Below are 23,075 nucleotides of genomic sequence, written 5' to 3'. Positions count from 1 at the left end.
TGTCGTCGTGTGCGGGCCGGTAGCGGCCTGTCGTCAGGCAGGCCCTCATTTTCACCACGTTGGCCGGGTGAGCCGACCCCCGAACAAAACCGCTCGAACGCTTAAGGCTCGAACGGCTTCATTGCAGGGATCACCGCACAGGCAATTTACTTGCCCGTCCACTCCTTCACTCGCTCTGGGTGCTTGGCCACCCAGTCCTTGGCGGCCGCCTCGGGCTTGGCGCCTTCCTGGATAGCCAGCATCACCTCGCCGATCTCATCCTTGGACTGCCAGCTGAACTTCTTCAGGAACTCGGCCACTTCCGGGGCCTTGGTGGCCAGCTCCTTGCTACCGATGCTGTTGACGGTCTCAGCAGCGCCATACACGCCTTTGGGGTCTTCAAGGAACTTGAGTTTCCATTTGGCGAACATCCAGTGCGGGACCCAGCCAGTCACGGCGATGGACTGCTGCTTGGCGTAGGCACGGCCCAGCTCGGCGGTCATCGCAGCACCGGAACTTGCCTGCAGCTTGTAGCCGGTCAGGTCGTAGTCCTTGATCGCCTGATCGGTCTTGATCATGACACCGGAACCCGCATCGATGCCGACGATTTTCTGCTTGAACGAGGAATCGGTCTTCAGGTCAGCGATGCTCACCGCCTTGACGTACTCAGGCACGATCAGGCCAATCTTGGCATCCTTGAAGTTAGCGCCGTAGTCGACCACGTTGTCCTTGTTCTTGGCCCAGTACTCACCATGGGTCACCGGCAGCCATGCCGACAGCATGGCATCGAGCTTACCGGTGGCCACGCCCTGCCACATGATGCCCGTGGCCACGGCTTGCAGCTTCACATCGTAGCCAAGCTTCTGCTTGATCACCTCGGCGGCCACGTTGGTGGTAGCCACACTGTCTGCCCACCCATCCACGTAACCAATGCTGACTTCTTTGGCCATGGCCTGTACGCCGCTCAAGGCCAGTGCCAGGGCGGTACCCACGCCCAGGAAACGACGCATTTTTGTTGAAGTAGCCATCAAAGCATTCCCTCGTCAGGTCTCGGAGATTCCATCATCTGCCTGCAACCAAGCCAGACCTGATCCAAGTACGACGCCCAGGCGCTCATACGCGACAGCACTGTGCCATTAGCGGCAGCGGCATGGACCTGCCTGCGCGATCCTTGCATGCCAAAGGTTTGGCGCCGGGCTACTATTGGCCCTTTTGCCCCCGACGATGGACCGCCCGATGCCCAGTTCTCCCCGCCTGCTGACATGTCTATATACCCTTGCCTGCCTGATCGGTCTGCTCGGGCTCGGTGGGCTCTGGTACGGGCTGGGCAGACCGGTGAACCTGCCCGACGCCGCCAATGCCACGCACAAGCTGCAGTGCGCATCCTATACCCCGTTCGACAGAGACCAGTCGCCCTACGACCAACCCATGCAACTGCGCCCGGCGCGCATGGACGCCGACCTGGCCCTGCTCGCTGAGCGATTCCAGTGCATCCGCACCTATTCCATGAGCGGTCTTGAGGCTATCCCGGCGCTGGCGCGCAAGCATGGCCTGAAGGTGATGCTCGGGGCCTGGGTCAATGCCCACCCGGCCGATACTGACCGGGAAGTCGCGCTGCTGATCGCCGCCGCCAACGCCAACCCCGATGTGGTCAGCGCCGTCATCGTGGGTAACGAGACCTTGCTGCGCAAGGAAGTCACCGGCAAACGACTGGCCGAGTTGATTGCGCGGGTCAAGCGTCAGGTAAGCGTGCCGGTTACCTATGCCGATGTGTGGGAGTTCTGGCAGCAGCACCCTGAGATCGCGCCTGAAGTGGACTTTCTCACCATTCACTTGCTGCCGTATTGGGAAGACGAGCCACGGGGCATCGACGATGCGCTGGCCCATGTCGCCGACATACGCCGGCAGTTCGGCGAGCGCTTCGCGCCCAAGGACATCCTGATCGGTGAAACCGGCTGGCCCAGCGAAGGCCGGCAGCGTGAAACCGCCCTGCCCAGCCGGGTCAACGAGGCGCGCTTCATTCGCGGCTTCGTCGCCATGGCCGAGCACAATGGCTGGCGCTATAACCTGATCGAAGCTTTCGACCAGCCCTGGAAACGCGCCAACGAAGGTGCCGTGGGTGGGTATTGGGGCCTATACGATGCCGATCGGCAGGACAAGGGCATCCTCGAAGGGCCCGTCAGCAACTTGCCCGACTGGCCCACTTGGTGGCTGGGGTGCGCGGCGCTGGCAGCGCTGATGCTGTGCATGGCCGGGCGACCCCGCACACGCACAGGCGCGTGGGCCATGCCGCTGCTGGCCATGTTCGGTGCGGCGTGTCTGGGCCTGTGGGGCGAGTTGATGCGCAGCCACGCCCGTTTCGCCCCGGAGTGGGTGTGGGCAGGGCTGTTGGCGGGGTTGAACGTGCTGGTACTGGCCCGGGCACTGCTGCATCTGGCCCAGTCGCCAGGCGTGCGCGGGCGCTGGTCTGACTGGCTGCAAAAGCGGGCCGGCGGGTTGCTGCTGCTGGCCGGCTTTGCAGGCGCCGTGAGCACATTGGCAATGGTGTTCGACCCCCGCTACCGCAGTTTTCCCAGCGCAGCGTTGGCCTTGCCAGCCCTGGTGTTCGTGCTGTGGCCCGTGCTGACACGGCGACGGGAGGCTACCTTGCTGGCAGGTATCATCGGCCTTGGCATACTGCCGCAGCTATTCATCGAAGGGCTGAACAGCGGACAGGCCTGGCGCTGGGCAGCCGTGAGCGTGCTGATGACGGCTGCCCTGTGGCGCAGCTTGAGGCTCGGCCGCGCCTGATACCTCTTTCCGTCAGCGTCACGAAGCGCCCCCTGGCGGGCGCTCATTTACCTGACCAGACGCAGCCCCGCCAGCACCAATGCAAATACGGCGATGCTCGCGGTGTACAGCACCAATGCTGGCACTGCGAATAACAGGGCAATGCCGGCCAGCCATTTACCAGTCCGCCCCTTAAGCAGCCAGCCAAGCGCTGTCAGGGCTAGCCCGACCCAGGCCAGGACCTGGTGGTGAATACCCAACCCCAGCAATGCCCGAACCTCGCACTGCCAATAGGCTGCTGGCTGAGTGCACAACCCTACCCACTGCCCGTCCTCCATCAGCCCGTAGCGCACGCCATAGCTGGCAGCGAGCCAGAGCCCGACGAACATCAGCAGTAATGCGCCAGGTAACGTGCGACCCATTCATTTCTCCACGGTGATTGATCGAAAAAATCCATGATCGCCTACGCCACGGTCTAAGGCAAAATACCTCGCCTACCTCGACGTTCAGATAACAGGCACACCAAAGGCCATCACGCCCGGCAACTTTGCCACGGCCATCGTGGTCTTAGCTTGCACACGCGCCACCTTGCGTTCTTTTGGGGGATTACATGCTTCGTTCTTTGCGCCTCGCTGCCGTTCTTGGCAGCCTGCTCATGGCTGTGGCCGCTTCTGCGCGGGATATCGACGCCGCGAGCTATGGCTACCCCCTGACCAACCCGTTCGAGGCGACCATCGCCACGACGCCGCCGGACCAGCGCCCGATGCTGCCCAGCGATGACGAGATCGACCAGTCCGACTACAGCCTCACCTTGCGCCCCGAGCGTGAATTCACGCTGCCGGACAACTTCTGGGCGGTCAAGAAACTCAAGTACCGCATGGCCCAGCAGGACCACGCCGCCCCGTTGATCTTCATCATTGCCGGCACCGGTGCGTCCTACAGCAGCAGCATCAACGAATACCTTAAAAAGCTGTACTACAAAGCCGGCTTCCACGTGGTGCAGTTGTCCTCGCCCACCAGCTACGATTTCATCAGCGCAGCGTCGCGCTTCGCCACACCCGGCATCAGCCAGGATGACGCCGAAGACATGTACCGGGTGATGCAATCGGTCCGCGCCCAGCACCCTCGCCTGCCCGTGACCGAGTTCTACCTGACCGGCTATAGCCTGGGCGCCCTCGATGCGGCCTTCGTCAGCCACCTGGATGAAACCCGGCGCAGCTTCAACTTCAAGCGTGTGCTGCTGCTCAACCCACCCGTGAACCTCTACACCTCGATCAACAACCTGGACAAGCTGGTGCAGACCCAGGTCAAGGGGATCGACCGGAGCACCACGTTCTATGAGCTGATGCTGGAAAAACTCACGCGCTACTTCCAGGAAAAGGGCTTCATCGACCTCAACGAAGCGCTCTTGTACGATTTCCAGCAGTCGCGCCAGCACTTGTCCAACGAACAGATGGCCATGCTCATCGGCACCTCGTTCCGTTTCTCGGCCGCCGATATCGCCTTCACTTCCGACCTGATCAACCGTCGCGGCCTGATCATCCCACCGAAGGTGAAGATCACCGAAGGCACGAGCCTGACGCCCTACTTCAAGCGTGCCTTGCAGTGCGATTTCGATTGCTACATGACCGAACAGGTCATCCCGATGTGGCGTGCCCGCACCGGTGGGGGCACCATCCTGGAGCTGACCAATCAGGTGAGCCTGTACGCGCTGGCCGACTACTTGCAAAACAGCCCCAAGATCGCCGTGATGCACAATGCCGACGACGTTATTCTCGGCCCAGGCGATATCGGGTTCCTGCGCAAGGTGTTCGGTGATCGCCTGACCCTTTATCCCCATGGTGGCCATTGCGGCAACATCAACTACCGCGTCAACAGTGACGCCATGCTGGAGTTCTTCCGTGGTTAACAAACTGCTCTTTGCCACGGCCCTGCTTGCCGCAGGCCATACCCTGGCCGCCGAGACCGCACCCAGAGCCAGCGTCGTCGAGGCTGATCCGCAGGTGATCGGCACCGCCCCACTGGCCCCGGAAGCCGACGGCTTCCTGGATCCGTTGCGCGAGTTGAAATTCAACCCGGGCCTGGACCAACGTGAATTCGAGCGCTCTACCCTCGAAGCGCTGAACGTCTACGACCCGCTCGAGTCGATGAATCGCCGCATCTATCATTTCAACTACCGCCTGGACCAATGGGTGCTGCTGCCGCTGGTCAATGGCTACCAGTACGTCACCCCGCGTTTTCTGCGCAGTGGGGTGACCAACTTCTTCAACAACCTGGGGGACGTGCCCAATCTGTTCAACAGCGTGCTGCAGCTCAAGGCCAAACGCTCGGCCGAGATCACGGCACGGCTGATGTTCAACACAATCATCGGGGTAGGCGGTTTGTGGGACCCGGCGACCAAGATGGGCCTGCCGCGCCAGAGCGAGGATTTCGGCCAGACCCTGGGCTTCTATGGCGTGCCGGCAGGCCCTTACCTGATGCTGCCGCTGTTGGGCCCTTCGAACCTGCGCGACACCGCTGGGCTGGTGGTGGATTATTCCGGCGAGCAGGCGATCAACTACCTGGACATGGCCAAGGTCAGCCGCGAAAATCCGGAATTCTTCGGCCTGCGGGTCATCGACAAGCGCTACACCACCAACTTCCGCTACGGGCAGATGAACTCACCGTTCGAGTATGAAAAGGTGCGCTACGTCTATACCCAGTCGCGCAAGCTGCAGATCGCCGAGTAATCTGGCAGCGCCACTGCCGTCACGGCAGCGGCGCGGTCGCTTTCAACGCCTTTTCTTTTCGTACAGCCTTGGGGCCCCGTCCGGTCGGGACTTGAACCGGCGGTGGGCCCACAGGTACTGCTCGGGGCATTCGCGCAGCACCTGCTCTACCCACTGGTTGATCCGCAGGCAGTCAGCCTCTTCGCTTTCACCGGGGAAATCGCTCAACGGGGGATGAATCACCAACCGATAGCCGCTGCCGTCTTCGAGTCGCTTCTGCGTGAACGGAATGACCTGGGCGCGGCCCAAGCGCGCAAACTTGGTGGTGGCCGTGACCGTGGCTGCCGGGATCCCGAACAAGGGCACGAACAGGCTTTGCTTGGCGCCGTAGTCCTGGTCGGGCGCGTACCAGATCGCGCGGCCGGCGCGCAGCAGCTTGAGCATGCCCCTGACATCCTCGCGCTCGACGGCCAGTGAGTCCAGGTTGTGCCGTTCGCGTCCGCTGCGCTGGATGAAATCGAACAGGGCATTACCATGCTCGCGGTACATGCCGTCGATGGTGTGACGCTGGCCGAGCAAGGCCGCGCCGATTTCCAGGGTAGTGAAGTGCACCGCCATCAGGATCGCCCCCTGCCCCGCCTGCTGGGCGGCCTGCAAGTGCTCGAGCCCCTCGACATGCGCCAGGCGCGCCAACCGCGCCTTGGGCCACCACCAGCTCATGGCCATTTCGAAGAAGGCGATGCCAGTCGAGGCGAAGTTGGCCTTGAGCAGGCGCTGCCGTTCGTCCGCCGACAGCTCGGGGAAGCACAGTTCCAGGTTGCGCGCGGCGATACGCCTGCGCTCACCGGCAAAGCGGTACATGATCGCGCCTAACGCCGCACCCAGTTTGAGCAGTACACGGTAGGGCAACTGCACCACCAGCCACAGCAGCCCCAGACCCAGCCACAGGCCCCAGAACTTGGGATGAAGGAAATAGGGACGAAAACGCGGGCGATCCATTGAAGCTTCCAGCAAGACATGGGCCGCGCATTCTACAACGGATCGGCTCATGTTGCGGGCAACCGGTCTTATCGTTATAAGTCAGGGCACTTTTTCCGCAACAAGCCGTCTATGCAGACCATGAGCCCAAACCACACCTCCGACACTCCCTCCGTGTTCCAGCTCAAGGGCAGCATGCTTGCCATTACCGTTCTGGAACTGGCGCGCAATGACCTTGAAGCCCTTGATCGCCAGTTGGCGGCCAAAGTGGCCCAGGCGCCGAACTTCTTCAGCAATACGCCGTTGGTGCTGGCGCTGGACAAGCTGCCGGCCGGCGAAGGTGCGATCGACCTGCCTGGCTTGATGCGCATTTGCCGCCACCATGGCCTGCGGACCCTGGCCATTCGCGCCAACCGCATCGAAGACATAGCCGCGGCCATCGCCATCGATCTGCCGGTGCTGCCCCCGTCCGGCGCCCGCGAGCGGCCACTGGAACCCGAGCCCGAGGCCAAGAAGCCCGAGCCGGCCCCTGCCCCGCCACCGGTGCTCGAACCCGAGGTACGCGCCACGCGCATCATCACCGCTCCGGTACGTGGCGGCCAGCAGATCTACGCCCAAGGGGGGGACCTGGTGGTCACCGCTTCGGTCAGCCCGGGTGCGGAACTTCTTGCCGATGGCAACATCCATGTGTACGGCGCCATGCGCGGCCGTGCCCTGGCAGGTATCAAGGGCAATACCAAGGCGCGTATCTTCTGCCAGCAGATGACCGCTGAAATGGTCTCCATTGCCGGCCAGTACAAAGTGTGCGAAGACTTGCGCCGCGATCCGTTATGGGGCGCTGGCGTACAAGTCAGCCTGTCTGGCGACGTGTTGAACATCACCCGTCTTTAACGGATACTTGCCAGCATTTTTAGAGCAACTTTTTTATCGTTGCCGTTATTTCAGTTATTTGCAGGGACTTGCGTCCCGATCATTTTAGGGGTGAAACACCTTGGCCAAGATTCTCGTGGTTACTTCCGGCAAAGGGGGTGTGGGCAAGACCACCACCAGCGCCGCCATCGGTACCGGCCTCGCACTGCGTGGCCACAAGACGGTCATCGTCGACTTCGACGTGGGCCTGCGTAACCTCGACCTGATCATGGGCTGCGAACGCCGTGTGGTTTATGACTTCGTCAACGTGGTCAATGGCGAAGCCAACCTGCAACAAGCCCTGATCAAGGACAAGCGCCTGGAAAACCTGTACGTGCTGGCGGCCAGCCAGACCCGTGACAAGGACGCCCTTACCCAGGAAGGCGTCGAGAAGGTCCTGATGGACCTGAAGGAGCAGTTCGAATACGTGATCTGCGACTCGCCGGCCGGTATCGAGAAAGGTGCCCACCTGGCCATGTACTTCGCCGACGAGGCCATCGTGGTCACCAACCCCGAAGTGTCTTCGGTTCGTGACTCCGACCGCATGCTCGGCATTCTGTCGAGCAAGTCGCGCCGCTCGGAAAACGGCGAAGAGCCGATCAAGGAACACCTGCTGATCACCCGTTACCATCCCGAGCGCGTCGTCAAGGGCGAAATGCTGAGCGTGGCCGACGTGGAAGAGATTCTCTCGATCAAGCTCAAGGGCGTGATTCCCGAATCGCAGGCGGTGCTCAAGGCATCCAACCAGGGTATCCCGGTCATTCTCGATGACCAGAGTGATGCCGGCCAGGCGTACAGTGACGCAGTCGACCGCCTGCTGGGCAAAGAGAAGCCGATGCGCTTCATCGATGTACAGAAGAAGGGATTCTTCGAGCGCATTTTCGGGAGCAAATAAACCATGAACCTTTTTGACTTCTTTCGTGGCAGACAGAAACAGACCAGCGCGTCGGTGGCGAAAGAGCGTCTACAGATCATCGTGGCGCACGAGCGCGGACAACGCAGCGAACCGGACTATCTGCCCGAGTTGCAGAAGGAACTGCTGGAAGTGATTCGCAAGTATGTGAACATCGGCAATGACGATGTGCACATCGAGCTGGAAAACCAGGGCAGCTGCTCCATTCTTGAGCTGAACATCACCCTGCCGGATCGCTGATCCGGCAGGGAGCCGGGGCTGCGCTGCAGCCATTCGCGGCACGAGGCCGCTCCGACAAGGGATCGCACTCCCCTGTCGGAGCGGCCTTGCCGCATATGGGGTGCAGCACCGCCCCGCTTTTTCTCCTGATTCAACAGAGACCACGCAATGCCGCTGTCGACCATTCAGATCCTTCACGAAGACGCCGCCATCCTGGTGATCAACAAGCCGACGCTGCTGCTGTCGGTCCCTGGCCGGGCTGAAGACAACAAGGATTGCCTGATCACCCGTCTCCAGGAAAACGGCTATCCCGACGCGCTGATCGTGCATCGTCTGGACTGGGAGACGTCGGGCATCATCCTGCTGGCCCGTGATGCCGACAGCCACCGCGAGCTGTCGCGCCAGTTCCATGACCGGGAAACCGAGAAGGCCTACACCGCCCTGTGTTGGGGGCAGCCGGCACTGGACAGCGGCAGCATCGACCTGCCACTGCGGTATGACCCACCCACCAAGCCACGCCACGTCGTGGACCATGAACAAGGCAAGCATGCGCTGACGTTCTGGCGGGTGGTGGAACGTTGCGGCGAGTACTGCCGTGTGGAGCTGACACCGATCACAGGGCGCTCGCATCAACTGCGTGTGCACATGTTATCGATCGGCCACCCACTGCTGGGTGATCGGCTGTATGCCAACCCTCAGGCCTTGGCCGCCCACGAGCGGCTGTGCCTGCATGCATCGATGCTCAGCTTTACCCACCCGTTGTCCGGTGAACGCCTCAAATTCGAGTGCCCGGCGCCGTTTTGATCGGGCATGGCTGTGTCTTTGCAGTCCATCAGAGCTGCCGGCGCTGCCCTGACCAACTGTGATACGGGCTGAGGCGCTGTGGCCGGTGTGCGGCCTGTAGCCATCCAGCCAAGTGCGCAACCCACAGCCCGACACCGCTCGGCGACTCAATACGCTAAACTCGCGCCACTGCTGTCTGGAGTGAACTATGCGCGATGTACTCAATGCAGGCCTGATCGATTTTCTCAAGGCCTCCCCTACTCCCTTCCACGCCACCGCCAGCCTGGCCCTGCGCCTGGAGGCCGCTGGCTACCAGCGCCTGGACGAGCGCGAGAGCTGGTCCGTCCTGTCAGGCGGGCGCTATTACGTCACCCGTAACGATTCATCGATCATCGCGATCAAGATGGGCAGGCAGGCACCGCTGCTCAACGGCATCCGCATGGTCGGCGCCCACACCGACAGCCCCTGCCTGCGGGTCAAGCCGCAACCGGAACTGCAGCGCCAGGGCTTCTTGCAGCTGGGCGTGGAGGTGTATGGCGGGGCGCTGCTGGCGCCGTGGTTCGACCGCGACCTGTCGCTGGCGGGCCGGGTCACCTACCGCCGTGACGGCAAGGTGGAAAGCCAGCTTGTCGACTTCAAGCTGCCGATCGCGGTCATCCCCAACCTGGCCATCCACCTCAACCGTACCGCCAACGATGGCTGGCATATCAACCCGCAGACCGAACTGCCACCGATCCTGGCGCAAGTGGCCGGTGACGAGCGCATCGACTTTCGCGCCCTGCTGACCGAACAACTGGCGCGCGAGCACCAACTCAACGCCGACGTCGTGCTGGACTACGAGCTGAGCTTCTACGATACCCAGGACGCCGCGCAGATCGGGCTCAATGGCGACTTCATTGCCGGTGCCCGCCTGGACAACCTGCTGTCGTGCTACGCCGGGCTGCAAGCCCTGCTGGCCGCCGACAGCGATGAAACCTGCATCCTGGTGTGCAACGACCACGAGGAAGTCGGCAGCAGCTCGGCCTGCGGCGCAGACGGGCCGATGCTCGAGCAGACCTTGCAGCGCCTGTTGCCCGACGGCGATGCCTACGTGCGCACCATCCAGCGCTCGTTGATGGTTTCGGCCGACAATGCCCATGGCGTGCACCCGAACTATGCCGACAAGCACGACGGCAACCATGGCCCGAAACTCAACGCAGGGCCGGTGATCAAGGTGAACAACAACCAGCGCTACGCCACCAACAGCGAAACCGCCGGCTTCTTCCGCCACTTGTGCATGGCCGAGGAAGTACCGGTGCAGAGCTTCGTGGTACGCAGCGACATGGGTTGCGGCTCGACCATCGGGCCCATTGCGGCCAGCCACCTTGGCGTGCGGACGGTCGACATCGGGCTGCCGACCTTTGCCATGCACTCCATTCGCGAGCTGTGCGGCAGCCATGACCTGGCGCACCTGGTGAAGGTCCTGACAGCGTTCTACCGCAGTCACGACCTGCCGTGAGCCACGCAGAGCGCCGCGGTGCTACACACCCGGCGCCAACAGACCGCACTGCTGCACATGGCCTACACGTTCGCCTCAGGCAGGCCGGGCCGGGGGTTAGCGACTATGCTAATGGCATGTCTCACTGCAAAGGACTGTCGCCATGTCACCCTTCCTGGCCCTGCTGATCCCCGTCTGCGCATCCCTGCTGCTGCTCACCCTCGGGTTCGGCCTGCGCGAGCGCGATGTTGGCGTGCTGATGATGTGGGCAGGCACCCTGGGCATCTTCGGCCTGACCTGCTGGAAGATCCTGGAGAAACTGCCGTCATAAACCTCTACACTCGGGCAATCGTTTGACCTGAGGTAGATCTGCCCGTGCCTGCCCTTCTGCGTTACCTGCTTGTCCTGCTGTTGCTGTCCACCGGCCCTGTACACGCAGCAGGCCTGCCCGGCCTTCTCGGTTCCAGTGCCCCCGCCCAGCCCGAGGCTTCCGAGCCGCTGGGCAAATCCCTGGACGAGGTGATCAAGAGCCTTGAGAACGACCAGCAGCGTGCCAAGCTCCTGGCCGACTTGAAAAAGCTGCGCGACGCCACGCAGAAGTCACAACCGAGCGTTGAGCAAGGCGTGCTCGGCTTGATCGGTGGCGCCCTGCACGATTTCGAAAAGCAGTTCACCGGCGAGGCCAACCCGTTCCAGCGCTGGGGCATGGAAATCGACCAGGCCCAGGAGGAACTGGCGGCCTTGATGGTGCCGGTTCACCAATGGCCCGCGATCCTGTTCGGCTTTGCAGCAGTGATTGCGGTGTGGAGCGTGCTGGCATTCGCCTTCAACTGGGTGGGCCATCGGGTTCGCCTGCGGTTCGGCCTGAGCGAAGAACTGCCCCAACATCCCCGCACCTGGGACCTGGTCCGCTTCGCCCTGCGCAAGCTGGGCCCGTGGTTGGTTGCGCTGGTGTTCACGGTGTACCTGAGCTTCGTACTGCCCCCGTCGCTGGGTAAATCGCTGGCCATGGTGCTGGCGTATGCCCTGGTGGTGGGCACCTGCTTCTCGGCCATCTGCGTGATCGCGTTTTCCCTGCTGGACGGCCCACACCGCCACCGGGCATTGCACATCCTGCGCCACCGGGCATTCCGGCCCTTGTGGCTGATCGGCAGCTTTGCCGCCTTCGGCGAGGCCATGAGCGACCCGCGCCTCACCGCTGCGCTGGGCATACACCTGGCCCATGGGGTGGCCACCTTGGCCAACGTCGTCGCCGCGGTGTGCACTGGCCTGTTCATCCTGCGTTTTCGCCGGCCCATCGCCCACCTGATCCGCAACCAACCCTTGTCGCGCCGCCTGACGCGACGAACCCTGAGCGACACCATCGAGATCCTGGGCAGTTTCTGGTTCATGCCGGCGCTGATTCTGGTAGCCATCTCCCTGTTCGCCACTTTCGTCTCGGCCGGTGACACCAGCACGGCGCTTCGCCAGTCACTGATGTGCACGGTGCTGGTCGTGGTGTGCATGGTGCTCAATGGCCTGGTGCGCCGCCACGCCGCCAACCCCAAGCGCGCCGGCAAACGCCATGCGGTGTATGCCGAGCGGCTGCGCAACTTTGGCTACTTGCTGGTGCACCTGTTCATCTGGCTGGTGTTCATCGAACTGGGTCTTCGGGTATGGGGGCTGTCGATGATCAGCTTCGCCGAAGGCGACGGGCATGACATCAGCCTGCGCCTGATGGGCCTGGCAGGCACGCTGATCGTCGCCTGGCTGGTGTGGATCCTGGCCGACACGGCGGTACACCATGCGCTGGTCCGCTCGCGCCGCGGCATGGCCAACGCCCGGGCGCAGACCATGATGCCGTTGATCCGTAACGTGATGTTCGTGTTCATCTTCATCATCGCGGTGATCGTGGCCCTGGCCAACATGGGCATGAACGTGACGCCGCTGCTGGCCGGTGCCGGTGTCATCGGCCTGGCGATCGGCTTTGGTGCCCAGTCACTGGTGGCCGACCTGATCACCGGGCTGTTCATCATCATCGAGGACTCCCTGGCCATCGACGACTACGTGGATGTCGGCGGCCACCTGGGCACTGTAGAAGGCCTGACCATCCGCACCGTGCGCCTGCGGGACATTGATGGCATCGTGCACACCATTCCATTCAGCGAAATCAAGAGCATCAAGAACTACTCCCGCGAATTCGGCTACGCGATCTTCCGCGTGGCGATCCCCTACAACATGAACATCGACCAGGCGATCACGCTGGTGCGCGAGGTCGGTCAGAAGCTGCGCAGCGATCCGCTGATGCGGCGCAACATCTGGTCGCCACTGGAGCTGCAAGGTGTGGAGAGCTTCGAGTCGGGGTCAGCAGTGTTGCGCGCCCGCTTCAAGACGGCGCCGATCAAGCAGTGGGAAGTGTCGCGGGCTTTCAACCTGGCACTCAAGCGCCAGCTCGACGAAGCCGGCCTGGACCTGGCAACGCCCAGGCTGTCGGTGCAAGTGGTAACGGCCGGCGCAGGCGCCCTGACACAAGCCGAGGCGTCCAGTTGAAGTCGATTGGCCACGGATCGTGGCCACGCCGGCGCCCCCCGGGAGGCCGCCCGGCTAGCCTGCCTGTGCCCTGATACAGATGGCGTCATGGCGCCAGTATTCCAGGTCGCAGTCGATCAGCTGCCCATGCTGGTCGCTGTTGACCCGGGTGATCTGCAGCCCCGGGCTGCCCGCTGACACCCTTAACGCTCCGGCCGCCTGCACGGGCAATGCGGTGGGCAAGATCTCGAAGCACACCTGCCCGTAGTGCAGACCGTATTGGCGCTCATAGATTTCAGTCAATGACTGCGCCAGGTCGTGTTCGAGGATGGCCGGGAAGTAACGCGGATTGAGGTAGTGCTCGGCGTACAGCACCGCCCTGCCGTCGATACGCCTGAGCCTACAGATGCACACCACACTGGACAACGCCGGCAGCTGCAGCCGCGCGCAGATGGCCGCCGAAGCCGGCTGCAGCCGAGCCGACAGCAGCTCGGTACTGGCGGCTCGCCCCTGCTCACGCACCATTGCATGGAAGTGGCTGCGCGCGATGAGGTCATAGCTCAAGCGCTCGGGGGCGACGAACCAGCCCCGCCGCTCTTCGCGATAGATCAAGCCCCTTGCCTCCAACTGCACCAACGCCTCGCGCAGGGTGATACGCGTGGTTGCGAAGAGTTCGCTGAGCCGGCGCTCGGCGGGCAGCTTGCCGCCCGGCGCCAACAGGCCGTGCTCGATCTGCTCCTCAAGGGCGTTACAAATGGCTGTTACCGCGCGCGGTGGCATTGGCTGCATCAAAGGTTACCTATCTGGACTAGGCCAGCCCCACGACAGGGCACCGGGCACTGGGTGCAAGCCTAGGCAGGGCTGATGAACATCCCGTGACAAGCCTGCCCGGCTAGCGCTGCCAGAAACGGGCCAGGCCTTGTGAGGCCCGGCTCCCAGGTGGTCTACGCTGTACTGCCAGAAGCCGCGATCAGGCAGCAGGACCTGGGGCTACATCAAATTGTCACGCTACCGGCCTACCTTGGCTCAAGGTTTGCTGACCTAGACCAAGGCTGCAGACAACGGCTTCATACATAACAGCGTTCGGTCGATGCACCCACCCAAGGAGCTACGGATGAAAAAGTTGTTCATGGCGTCACTGCTCGGTTCGGCAATCGCGTTCTGCACGTCGGCCATGGCCGCCGATGACCTCAAGGCACTGGAGGATGCCGCCCGCAAGGAAGGCACGGTCAATAGCGTGGGCATGCCCGATGCCTGGGCCAACTGGAAGGACACCTGGCAGGACCTGGCCAGCAAATACGGGCTCAAGCACAGCGACACCGACATGAGTTCGGCCCAGGAAATCGCCAAGTTCGAGGCGGAAAAAGACAATGCCAGTGCCGACATCGGCGACGTGGGCGCAGCGTTTGGGCCCATTGCCATTGCCAAGGGCGTAAGCCAGCCGTACAAGCCAAGCACCTGGGACCAGGTGCCAGCGTGGGCCAAGGACAAGGATGGCCATTGGGCGCTGGCCTACACCGGCACCATCGCGTTCATCATCAACAAGGACCTGGTCAAAGAATCAGAGCGGCCCAAGACCTGGCACGACCTGGAACGCGGCAAGTACAAGGTGGCCATCGGTGATGTCGGCACCGCCGCCCAGGCCGCCAACGGCGTGCTGGCCGCCGCCATCGCCTACAAGGGCGATGAGAGTAACGTGGCCCCAGGCCTGCAACTGTTCACCAAACTGGCCCAGCAAAAACGCCTGTCCCTGGCCAACCCGACCATCCAGACCCTGGAAAAGGGCGAGGTGGAAGTGGGCGTGGTCTGGGACTTCAATGGCTTGAGCTACCGCGATCAGATCGACCCCAAGCGCTTTGAAGTGCTGATCCCATCGGACGGCTCAATCACCTCGGGCTACACCACCATCATCAACAAGTACGCCAAGCACCCCAATGCAGCGAAACTGACGCGTGAATACATCTTCAGCGATGCCGGGCAGATCAACCTGGCCAAGGGGCACGCACGCCCGATTCGCGCCGAGCACCTGAAGCTGCCGGAGGATGTGCAGGCCAAATTGCTGCCCAACGAGCAATACGCGCCTGCGCAACCGATCAAGAATGCCGAAGTGTGGGAAGCGACCTCCAAGAAGCTGCCGCAGTTGTGGCAAGAACAGGTAATCATCGAAATGGAATGAAGCAGGCAAACTGGCCTGCCAACTGCCATGCGGGTCGTCCTGCCTGCGTGGCAGCCCTAGCGAGCCGGCGTCGCGCCAGCAGTAACCCCCTGGCGCGGCGCCGCGCACTGCAGGCGCCCTCTCCCCGATGTTTTTGCGGAGTCATCAATGAGCCACAACGTCATCCTGGTGCTGTTGGACGGGCTGAACTATCAGGTTGCCCACCACGCCATGGGCCATTTGCACGCCTATGTCGAGGCTGACCGCGCCGCGCTTTACCGCATGGAGTGCGAACTGCCATCGCTGTCCCGCCCGCTGTACGAGTGCATTCTCACAGGTGTTCCCCCTATCGACAGCGGCATCGTGCATAACAACGTCAACCGGCTTTCCAACCAGCGCAGCGTGTTCCACTACGCCCGCGAGGCCAACCTGGGCACGGCAGCCGCGGCCTATCACTGGATGAGCGAGCTGTACAACCGCTCGCCTTTCGACCCCCAGCGTGACCGGCACACCCACGCCCCCAAGTTGCCCATCCAGCATGGGCTGTTCTACTGGGACGATCGCTACCCCGATTCACACCTGCTGGCCGACGGCGAATACCTGCGCCGGCGTCATGCGCCCAATTTTCTGCTGGTGCACCCGATGAGCATCGACGATGTGGGCCACCACCATGGGCTGGACAGCAGCCAATACCGCAACGCTGCCCGCAGCGCAGACATCCTGCTGGCCGACTATCTGCCCAAGTGGCTCGACGAGGGCTACCAGGTGCTGGTGACCGCCGACCATGGCATGAACAACGACCGCTCGCACAACGGCCTGCTGGCCGAAGAGCGCGAAGTGCCCTTGTTCGTGTTCGGCGCAGCCTTTAGCCTCGACCCTTCGGCCAAGCCGCTGCAGACCGACCTGTGCGGGACCATCTGCGAGTTGCTCGGCGCCGCTCACGACAAATCGGTCTGCCGGGAGTTGCTCAAATGAGCCAGTCGCCCCGTGGTCGGTACCTGGCATTGTTGTGCCTGGTGCCCTTCGCTGTCGTTTTCGTGGTCTTCCAGATTGCCCCGCTGGCCTGGGTGGCGCTGAGCAGCCTGCAGTCGGAGGCAGGTTGGGGCATGGACAATTTCAGCAAGGTGTTCGCCTCCAAGTTCTACCTGCAAGCCCTGCAACGCAGCCTGGAGATCAGCTTCTGGTCCAGCCTGTTCGGCATCATCATCGCGACCCTGGGCGCCTATTCGCTACGTCAGGTGGACTCACGGCTGCGCGACTTCGTCAGCGCCTTTGCCAACATGACCAGCAATTTTGCCGGCGTGCCGCTGGCGTTCGCGTTCATCATCCTGCTCGGTTTCAACGGCGCATTGACCCTGTTGCTCAAGCAGATGGGCCTGCTGGAAGACTTCAGCATCTACTCCAAGAGCGGGCTGATCTTGGTTTACACCTATTTCCAGATCCCACTGGGTGTCCTGCTGCTGTACCCGGCCTTCGACGCGCTGCGCGAAGACTGGCGCGAGTCGGCTGCGCTGCTGGGTGCTAACCACTGGCAGTTCTGGCGGCACATCGGGCTGCCGGTGCTAGCCCCGGCGCTGCTGGGCACCTTCGTCATCCTGCTGGCCAACGCCCTGGGCGCCTATGCCACGGTCTATGCCCTGACCACCGGCAACTTCAACGTACTGCCCATTCGCATCGCGGGCCTGGTGGCCGGCGACATCAGCCTTGATCCGAACCTTGCCAGTGCCCTGGCAATGGTGCTGGTCGGGCTGATGACAGTGGTCACCGTGGTGCATCAATGGTTGTTGAAAAGGAGCTACCATGCGCGCTGATTCCCGTAGCGGCGGCTGGTACCACCGCGCCGTGGTCTACCTGCTGTTTCTCATTCTGCTGATGCCACTGGCCGGCACCCTGCTCTACTCCCTGGCCACCAGTTGGTCGGCCACTCTACTACCCAGCGGCCTGACCCTGAAGTGGTACGTGGCGTTGTGGAGCGAGCCGCGCTTTCTGGCAGCGTTCGGCCAGTCGTTGCTGGTGTGCGTTGGGGCATTGCTGCTATCGGTGGTGCTGATCCTGCCGCTGCTGTTCGTGGTGCATTATCACTTCCCCCGGCTCGACGCGTTGATGAATGTCCTGATCCTGCTGCCGTTTGCCGTGCCACCTGTGGTGTCGTCGGTGGGGTTGCTGCAACTGTATGGCAGTGGGCCGATGGCCATGGTGGGGACACCGTGGATCCTGATCGGCTGCTACTTCACCATTGCCCTGCCCTTCATGTACCGGGCCATCACCAACAACCTGCAGGCCATCAACCTGCGCGACCTGATGGACGCGGCGCAATTGCTGGGCGCCAGCACCTGGCAGGCGGCTTTGCTGGTGGTACTTCCCAACCTGCGCAAAGGCCTGATGGTGGCCCTGTTGCTGTCGTTCTCGTTCCTGTTCGGGGAGTTCGTGTTCGCCAACCTGCTGGTGGGCACGCGCTACGAAACCCTGCAGGTCTACCTCAACAACATGCGCAACAGCAGCGGCCACTTCAACAGTGCGCTGGTGATTTCCTATTTCGCCTTCGTGCTGATTTTGACGTGGGTCGCCAACCGCCTGAACAAGGACAAGACCTGAGATGAGCTACGTCAGCGTACGCAACCTGCAGAAAAGCTACGCCGGTAGCCCGGTATTCAGCCAGATCGATTGCCAGATCGAACGGGGCGAGTTCATCACCCTGCTCGGCCCTTCAGGGTGCGGCAAGTCCACGCTGCTGCGCTGCATCGCCGGGCTCACGCCGGTCGACAGCGGGCAGATCCTGCTCGACGGCATTGACATCGTGCCGCAGAGCCCGCAAAAGCGCGGCATCGGTATGGTGTTCCAGAGTTATGCGCTGTTTCCCAACATGACGGTGGAGCAGAACGTTGCCTTCGGGCTGCGCATGCAGAAGGTCAGGGGTGATGAGAGCCAGACAAGGGTGCGAGAGGCATTGCAGCTGGTGGAATTGAATGACTTCGCCGCACGTTACCCTCATCAGTTGTCTGGCGGGCAATGCCAGCGCGTCGCCCTGGCCCGCTCCCTGGTCACCCGGCCCCGACTGCTGTTGCTCGATGAGCCGCTTTCGGCACTCGATGCGCGCATTCGCAAACACCTGCGTGAGCAGATTCGCGCCATCCAGAGGGAACTGGGCTTGACCACGATCTTCGTTACCCATGACCAGGAAGAAGCCTTGACGCTGTCGGACCGCATCTTCCTGATGAATCAGGGCCGTATCGTGCAAAGCGGCGATGCTGAGACCCTCTACACGGCCCCGGTGGACCTGTTTGCCGCCGGCTTCATCGGAAATTACAACCTGCTCGATGCCGACAGTGCCAGCCGCCTGTTGCAGCGCCCTGTCTCCGGGCGCCTGGCCATACGCCCCGAATCCATCACGCTGGGCCTGCACGGCGAACTCGACGCCCAGGTGCGCAGTCACAGCCTGCTGGGCAACGTGATACGTTATCGGGTGCAGGTGCGTGAGGTAGAGCTGGTGGTGGATGTGCTCAACCGCTCGCCGGCCGACCTGCATGCCGATGGGCAGCGGGTCAGCGTATCGATAGACCCCAGTGCGCTACGGGAAGTGGCTTAAGGAGATGCATGTATGGCGCTAGCCATTTTCGATCTGGACGAAACCCTGATCCACGGCGACTGCGCGTCACTGTGGAGCGAACACATGGCACGGCTGGGATGGGTGGATGGCGAGACGTTCTTGCGCCGTGACCACGCGCTGATGGAGGCCTACGGCAAAGGCGAACTGGCGATGGAAGACTACATGGCATTCAGCCTGGAGCCGATTGCCGGGCGGACCCTGGAAGAAGTCGCACACCTGGTCGAGCCGTGGGTGGAAGAGGTTATCGAACCGATCATTTTCGGCGATGCCTGCCGCTGCATTGCCGAGCATCGCAAGCGCGGGGACCGGGTGCTGATCATCTCGGCGTCAGGCGTACACCTGGTTGGGCCGATTGCTGCGCGCCTGGGCGTGGACGAATACCTGGCCATCGATCTGGACGCCCACAACGGCGTCTATACCGGCCGGACCCACGGCGTACTCACTTACCGGGAAGGCAAGATCACCCGCTTGCTGGCCTGGCTGGACCAGGAGCAGGAAAACCTGGAGGGCGCGAGCTTCTATTCGGACTCGCGCAATGACCTGCCCCTGTTGCTGAAGGTGGATCACCCTTGTGCCGTGAACCCGGACCCGGTGTTGCGCGAGCATGCGCAAGCTCACGGTTGGCCTATCTTGAGCTGGCACTGAACCCGCGCTCGCTGTTCAGTGCCAAACACTTGCCCTGCCTCCCCTCAAGCCTGCGCTCGGGCAGGCTTAAGGGCCCATCAGGGCGCCATGACGCCAGTGAGCGAGCAGTCAAACGGGTCCGGCACTAGGCCAGGCTTGGGTCGATGATCATGACCAGCTTGCCGGACACCTGGTTGGTCTCGAGTTCGGCGTAGGCTGCCTGGGCGAACTCCACCGGATAGGTATCAACCAGCTGCGGTGACAACCGGCCTTCGGCGAACAGCGGCCAGACTTGCTGGCGCAAGTCACTCAACAGTTCGGCCTTGAACGCATCGTCACGGTTGCGCAAGGTCGAACCTGTAATCTGCGCCCGCTTGGCCATGACCTGGGCAAGATCCAGTTCGAACTTGCGTCCACCCATCACGCCAATGATCACCCAGCGCCCGTCGCGGGCCAGCAGCTTGAGGTTGAGCTCGCCATAGCTGGCGCCGACCGGGTCGAGAATCACATTGAATGGGCCGATGGCTTCCAGGTCATCGAGGTTCTGGTTGCGCACAACGCCCCCTGCCGCGCCCAAGGCCTGGCAATACGCCAGTCGCTCGGCTGAACCGACGCTGACCCACACGCTGTTGCCGAACGCTTTGCACAGCTGAATGGCAGCCGACCCCACGCCGCTGGCACCGGCGTGCACCAGCACCTTCTCGCCGGCCTTGACGCCGCCCAGCTGGAAGATGTTCAGCCACGCCGTGGCGTAGACTTCCGGCAGGGCCGCCGCTTCATGCAGGCTGAGCCCTTCGGGCACGGGCAGCACGTGCTGCGCATCAACGATCACTTCCTCGGCCATGGCACCGCTGGCCAGCAGTGCGCACACCCTGTCGCCCACCTGCCAGGCTGTCCCGGCCCCCACTTCTGCGATCACGCCGGCACATTCCAGGCCCATGTAGGGGCTGGCGCCGGGCGGCGGCGGATAGAGCCCTTTCATCTGCAGCAAATCGGCACGGTTCAACCCCGCAGCCGCGACCCGGATGCGTACTTGTCCTGCATCACACGCAGGACGTTCGGCTTCGACCCAGGTGACATGTCCGTCAACGCCTTGCAATGCCTTCACAGTGCCTCCATAGTTGAATCATATGACCGAGCCTGGGCACCCGTGCCCAGGCTTTTTGCAGTATGCGCCCGGTTTTATGGAACCGGCGAACGGAAAAGACGGCCTACTATGCGTGATCAATTGCCCCCACGTCGAATCAGCATGAAGCATTTCCTACCTAGCACCGCCCTGGCACTGATGATCGGCCTTGGCAGCCTTACGCTCGGCGGCAATGCGGCGGCCGCCAACAAATGGGATAGCCTGCAACCGGACCGCGACGAAATCGTCGCCAGCCTCAACGTGGTGGAGCTGCTCAAGCGCCATCACTACAGCAAGCCGCCGTTGGATGACGCCCGTTCGGTCATCATCTACGACAGCTACATCAAGCTGTTGGACCCGGCACGCAGCTATTTCACCGCCGCCGACATCGCCGAGTTCGACAAGTGGAAGACGCAATTCGACGACTTCCTCAAAAGCGGCAACCTCGACCCTGGCTTCACCATCTACAAGCGCTACCTGGACCGGGTCAAGCAGCGCCTGGACTTCGCCTTGGCCGAGCTCAACAAGGGCGTGGACAAGATCGACTTCACGGTCAATGAGACCTTGCTGATCGACCGCAAGGACGCGCCTTGGCTCAAGGACCAGGCTGCCCTGGACGAGTTGTGGCGTAAACGCGTCAAGGACGAGGTGCTGCGCCAGAAGATCGCTGGCAAAGAGCCCAAGCAGATTCAGGAAACCCTGATCAAGCGCTACAAGAATCAGCTGGCACGTCTGGATCAGACCCGGGCTGAAGACATCTTCCAGGCGTACATCAATACCTTTGCCCAGTCGTACGATCCGCACACCAACTACCTGTCGCCTGACAACGCCGAAAACTTCGACATCAACATGAGCCTGTCGCTTGAAGGGATCGGCGCGGTACTGCAAAGCGACAACGATCAGGTCAAAATCGTGCGCCTGGTGCCCGCCGGTCCTGCGGACAAGACCAAGCAGGTCGCGCCGGCTGACAAGATCATCGGCGTAGCCCAAGGCAACAAGGAAATGGTCGACGTCGTTGGCTGGCGCCTGGACGAAGTGGTCAAGCTGATTCGTGGCCCCAAGGGCTCGGTGGTACGCCTGGAAATCATCCCGGCGAGCAACGCCCCCAGCGACCAGACCAGCAAGATCGTGTCGATCACGCGTGAAGCGGTCAAGCTTGAAGAGCAGGCGGCCAAGAAGTCCGTGCTCAAGCTCAAGCAGGACGGGCGTGACTACAAACTCGGCATCATCGAGATCCCGGCGTTCTACCTGGACTTCAAGGCCTACCGCGCAGGTGACCCGGAGTACAAGAGCACCACGCGTGACGTGAAGAAGCTGCTGACCGAGCTGCAAAAAGAGAAAGTCGACGGCGTGGTCATCGATTTGCGCAACAACGGCGGTGGCTCGCTGCAGGAAGCGACCGAGCTCACTAGCCTGTTCATCGAAAAAGGCCCCACTGTACTGGTACGCAACAGCGATGGCCGTGTCGATGTGCTTGAAGATGAAAACCCAGGTGCCTTCTACAAGGGGCCGCTGGCATTGCTGGTCAACCGCTTGTCCGCCTCGGCATCGGAGATTTTCGCCGGCGCCATGCAGGATTATCACCGCGCGTTGATCATTGGCGGCCAGACCTTCGGCAAGGGGACCGTGCAGACCATCCAGCCACTCAACCATGGCGAGCTCAAGCTGACCCTGGCCAAGTTCTACCGCGTTTCCGGGCAGAGCACCCAGCACCAGGGTGTATTGCCGGACATCGACTACCCGTCGATCATCGACACCAAGGAAATCGGCGAAAGCGCCCTGCCCGAAGCGATGCCGTGGGACACCATCCGCCCGGTCGTCAAGCCTGCGGTAGACCCCTTCAAGCCTTACCTGGCCCAGCTCAAGGCTCAACACCAGGCGCGCAGCGACAAGGATGCCGAGTTCATCTACATCCGCGACCGTCTGGCATTGACCCAGAAACTGATGACCGAGAAGACTGTCAGCCTCAACGAGCAGGCACGCCGGGCGCGCCACGATGAAGTCGAGGCCAAGCAGCTGGCACTGGAAAACATCCGCCGCAAGGCCAAGGGTGAAGAACCGCTCAAGGAGCTGAAAAAAGAAGACGAGGATGCACTGCCGGCCGAGGATGAAAACACCAAGCCGGAAGACGACGCCTACCTGTCGGAAACCGGGCGCATCCTGATCGATTACCTCAGCGCCAGTACCAAGGTGGCTAAAAAGTAGCGCCAGACCCTGGGGAGGGACGAATCATTCGCCACCCTCCCTGATGTGTAATCAAAAGCCGGGCTCATTGATGCCCGGCTTTTCTTTTGGGTCATTGATAGGTGCGACTGGCCAA

Annotated in this window: 22 protein-coding genes; 17 read left to right on the top strand and 5 right to left on the bottom strand. The window is 62.3% G+C overall.

Annotated features, from left to right (window positions below; translation table 11 throughout):
- Positions 1-146: 146 nt before the first annotated feature.
- Positions 147-1,007, bottom strand: coding sequence for a glycine betaine ABC transporter substrate-binding protein (locus tag FS777_RS19690; protein ID WP_145257232.1), 861 nt, complete (start codon positions 1,005-1,007; stop codon positions 147-149).
- 196 nt (positions 1,008-1,203) lie between these two features.
- Here FS777_RS19690 and FS777_RS19685 point away from each other — a divergent pair, with 196 nt between their 5' ends.
- The gene (locus tag FS777_RS19685) at positions 1,204-2,769 is read left to right on the top strand and encodes a beta (1-6) glucans synthase (protein WP_145257229.1); all 1,566 of its coding nucleotides are present in this window, start codon (positions 1,204-1,206) and stop codon (positions 2,767-2,769) included.
- 47 nt (positions 2,770-2,816) lie between these two features.
- Here the strand turns inward: FS777_RS19685 and FS777_RS19680 are convergent, their stop codons facing one another.
- Positions 2,817-3,170, bottom strand: a complete 354-nt coding sequence (locus FS777_RS19680; protein WP_145257226.1) for a hypothetical protein — start codon at positions 3,168-3,170, stop codon at positions 2,817-2,819.
- 188 nt (positions 3,171-3,358) lie between these two features.
- Here FS777_RS19680 and FS777_RS19675 point away from each other — a divergent pair, with 188 nt between their 5' ends.
- Positions 3,359-4,657 (top strand): serine/threonine protein kinase, encoded by a 1,299-nt coding sequence (locus FS777_RS19675; protein ID WP_058604190.1) that lies wholly within the window; start codon positions 3,359-3,361, stop codon positions 4,655-4,657.
- Complete coding sequence (locus FS777_RS19670; RefSeq protein WP_058638036.1) at positions 4,650-5,477, top strand: VacJ family lipoprotein; 828 nt, start codon at positions 4,650-4,652, stop codon at positions 5,475-5,477. Before FS777_RS19675 ends, FS777_RS19670 begins: the two co-directional genes overlap by 8 nt.
- 42 nt (positions 5,478-5,519) lie before the next feature.
- Here FS777_RS19670 and FS777_RS19665 read toward each other — a convergent pair whose 3' ends face one another.
- Positions 5,520-6,455 carry a lipid A biosynthesis lauroyl acyltransferase gene (locus FS777_RS19665; protein WP_145257223.1) on the bottom strand — a complete coding sequence of 312 codons (936 nt, stop codon included), beginning with the start codon at positions 6,453-6,455 and terminating at the stop codon, positions 5,520-5,522.
- A 111-nt stretch (positions 6,456-6,566) separates the two neighbouring features.
- Here FS777_RS19665 and minC point away from each other — a divergent pair, with 111 nt between their 5' ends.
- The 7 genes from minC (at position 6,567) to FS777_RS19635 (ending at position 13,264) form a co-directional block, all read left to right on the top strand.
- A complete protein-coding gene (minC, locus tag FS777_RS19660; protein ID WP_058604187.1) occupies positions 6,567-7,325 on the top strand; it encodes a septum site-determining protein MinC in 759 nt (252 codons plus the stop codon).
- A gap of 100 nt (positions 7,326-7,425) precedes the next feature.
- On the top strand, positions 7,426-8,238 hold the full coding sequence (gene minD / locus FS777_RS19655; RefSeq protein ID WP_012313198.1) for a septum site-determining protein MinD: 813 nt from the start codon (positions 7,426-7,428) through the stop codon (positions 8,236-8,238).
- A 3-nt stretch (positions 8,239-8,241) separates the two neighbouring features.
- A complete protein-coding gene (gene minE / locus FS777_RS19650; RefSeq protein ID WP_009682849.1) occupies positions 8,242-8,496 on the top strand; it encodes a cell division topological specificity factor MinE in 255 nt (84 codons plus the stop codon).
- Between the two features lie 147 nt (positions 8,497-8,643).
- Entirely contained in the window at positions 8,644-9,279 is a 636-nt protein-coding gene (locus FS777_RS19645) for an RluA family pseudouridine synthase (RefSeq protein WP_058638035.1), read from the top strand.
- A 187-nt stretch (positions 9,280-9,466) separates the two neighbouring features.
- Complete coding sequence (locus tag FS777_RS19640; protein WP_145257220.1) at positions 9,467-10,756, top strand: M18 family aminopeptidase; 1,290 nt, start codon at positions 9,467-9,469, stop codon at positions 10,754-10,756.
- 142 nt (positions 10,757-10,898) lie between these two features.
- Positions 10,899-11,066 carry a hypothetical protein gene (locus FS777_RS21495; RefSeq protein WP_167339350.1) on the top strand — a complete coding sequence of 56 codons (168 nt, stop codon included), beginning with the start codon at positions 10,899-10,901 and terminating at the stop codon, positions 11,064-11,066.
- Between the two features lie 44 nt (positions 11,067-11,110).
- Positions 11,111-13,264 carry a mechanosensitive ion channel family protein gene (locus tag FS777_RS19635; protein ID WP_145257217.1) on the top strand — a complete coding sequence of 718 codons (2,154 nt, stop codon included), beginning with the start codon at positions 11,111-11,113 and terminating at the stop codon, positions 13,262-13,264.
- 54 nt (positions 13,265-13,318) lie between these two features.
- Here the strand turns inward: FS777_RS19635 and FS777_RS19630 are convergent, their stop codons facing one another.
- Positions 13,319-14,032: a UTRA domain-containing protein gene (locus tag FS777_RS19630; RefSeq protein ID WP_058638034.1), complete on the bottom strand. Its 714-nt coding sequence runs from the start codon at positions 14,030-14,032 to the stop codon at positions 13,319-13,321.
- A gap of 325 nt (positions 14,033-14,357) precedes the next feature.
- On the opposite strand from FS777_RS19630, the gene FS777_RS19625 reads away from it, so the two are divergent.
- The 6 genes from FS777_RS19625 (at position 14,358) to FS777_RS19600 (ending at position 19,650) form a co-directional block, all read left to right on the top strand.
- Positions 14,358-15,419: an ABC transporter substrate-binding protein gene (locus tag FS777_RS19625; RefSeq protein ID WP_078478954.1), complete on the top strand. Its 1,062-nt coding sequence runs from the start codon at positions 14,358-14,360 to the stop codon at positions 15,417-15,419.
- A gap of 147 nt (positions 15,420-15,566) precedes the next feature.
- Positions 15,567-16,373 (top strand): alkaline phosphatase family protein, encoded by an 807-nt coding sequence (locus tag FS777_RS19620; RefSeq protein WP_058604181.1) that lies wholly within the window; start codon positions 15,567-15,569, stop codon positions 16,371-16,373.
- Complete coding sequence (locus FS777_RS19615; protein WP_058604180.1) at positions 16,370-17,209, top strand: ABC transporter permease subunit; 840 nt, start codon at positions 16,370-16,372, stop codon at positions 17,207-17,209. The genes FS777_RS19620 and FS777_RS19615 overlap by 4 nt, the downstream gene beginning before the upstream one ends.
- Positions 17,199-17,993: an ABC transporter permease gene (locus FS777_RS19610; RefSeq protein WP_058604179.1), complete on the top strand. Its 795-nt coding sequence runs from the start codon at positions 17,199-17,201 to the stop codon at positions 17,991-17,993. The genes FS777_RS19615 and FS777_RS19610 overlap by 11 nt, the downstream gene beginning before the upstream one ends.
- Before the next feature lies 1 nt (position 17,994).
- Entirely contained in the window at positions 17,995-18,984 is a 990-nt protein-coding gene (locus tag FS777_RS19605) for an ABC transporter ATP-binding protein (protein ID WP_058638033.1), read from the top strand.
- A gap of 12 nt (positions 18,985-18,996) precedes the next feature.
- Positions 18,997-19,650, top strand: coding sequence for an HAD family phosphatase (locus tag FS777_RS19600; protein WP_058604177.1), 654 nt, complete (start codon positions 18,997-18,999; stop codon positions 19,648-19,650).
- A 124-nt stretch (positions 19,651-19,774) separates the two neighbouring features.
- Here the strand turns inward: FS777_RS19600 and FS777_RS19595 are convergent, their stop codons facing one another.
- Positions 19,775-20,737, bottom strand: a complete 963-nt coding sequence (locus tag FS777_RS19595) for an NAD(P)H-quinone oxidoreductase (protein ID WP_145257214.1) — start codon at positions 20,735-20,737, stop codon at positions 19,775-19,777.
- A 141-nt stretch (positions 20,738-20,878) separates the two neighbouring features.
- On the opposite strand from FS777_RS19595, the gene FS777_RS19590 reads away from it, so the two are divergent.
- A complete protein-coding gene (locus FS777_RS19590; RefSeq protein WP_178091299.1) occupies positions 20,879-22,960 on the top strand; it encodes a carboxy terminal-processing peptidase in 2,082 nt (693 codons plus the stop codon).
- Positions 22,961-23,075 lie beyond the last annotated feature (115 nt).

Origin of the sequence: Pseudomonas sp. DE0157 (assembly GCF_007678615.1) — a bacterium.
Classification (GTDB): Bacteria; Pseudomonadota; Gammaproteobacteria; order Pseudomonadales; family Pseudomonadaceae; genus Aquipseudomonas; species Aquipseudomonas parafulva_B.
This window is presented reverse-complemented; position numbering and strand designations above follow the sequence as displayed.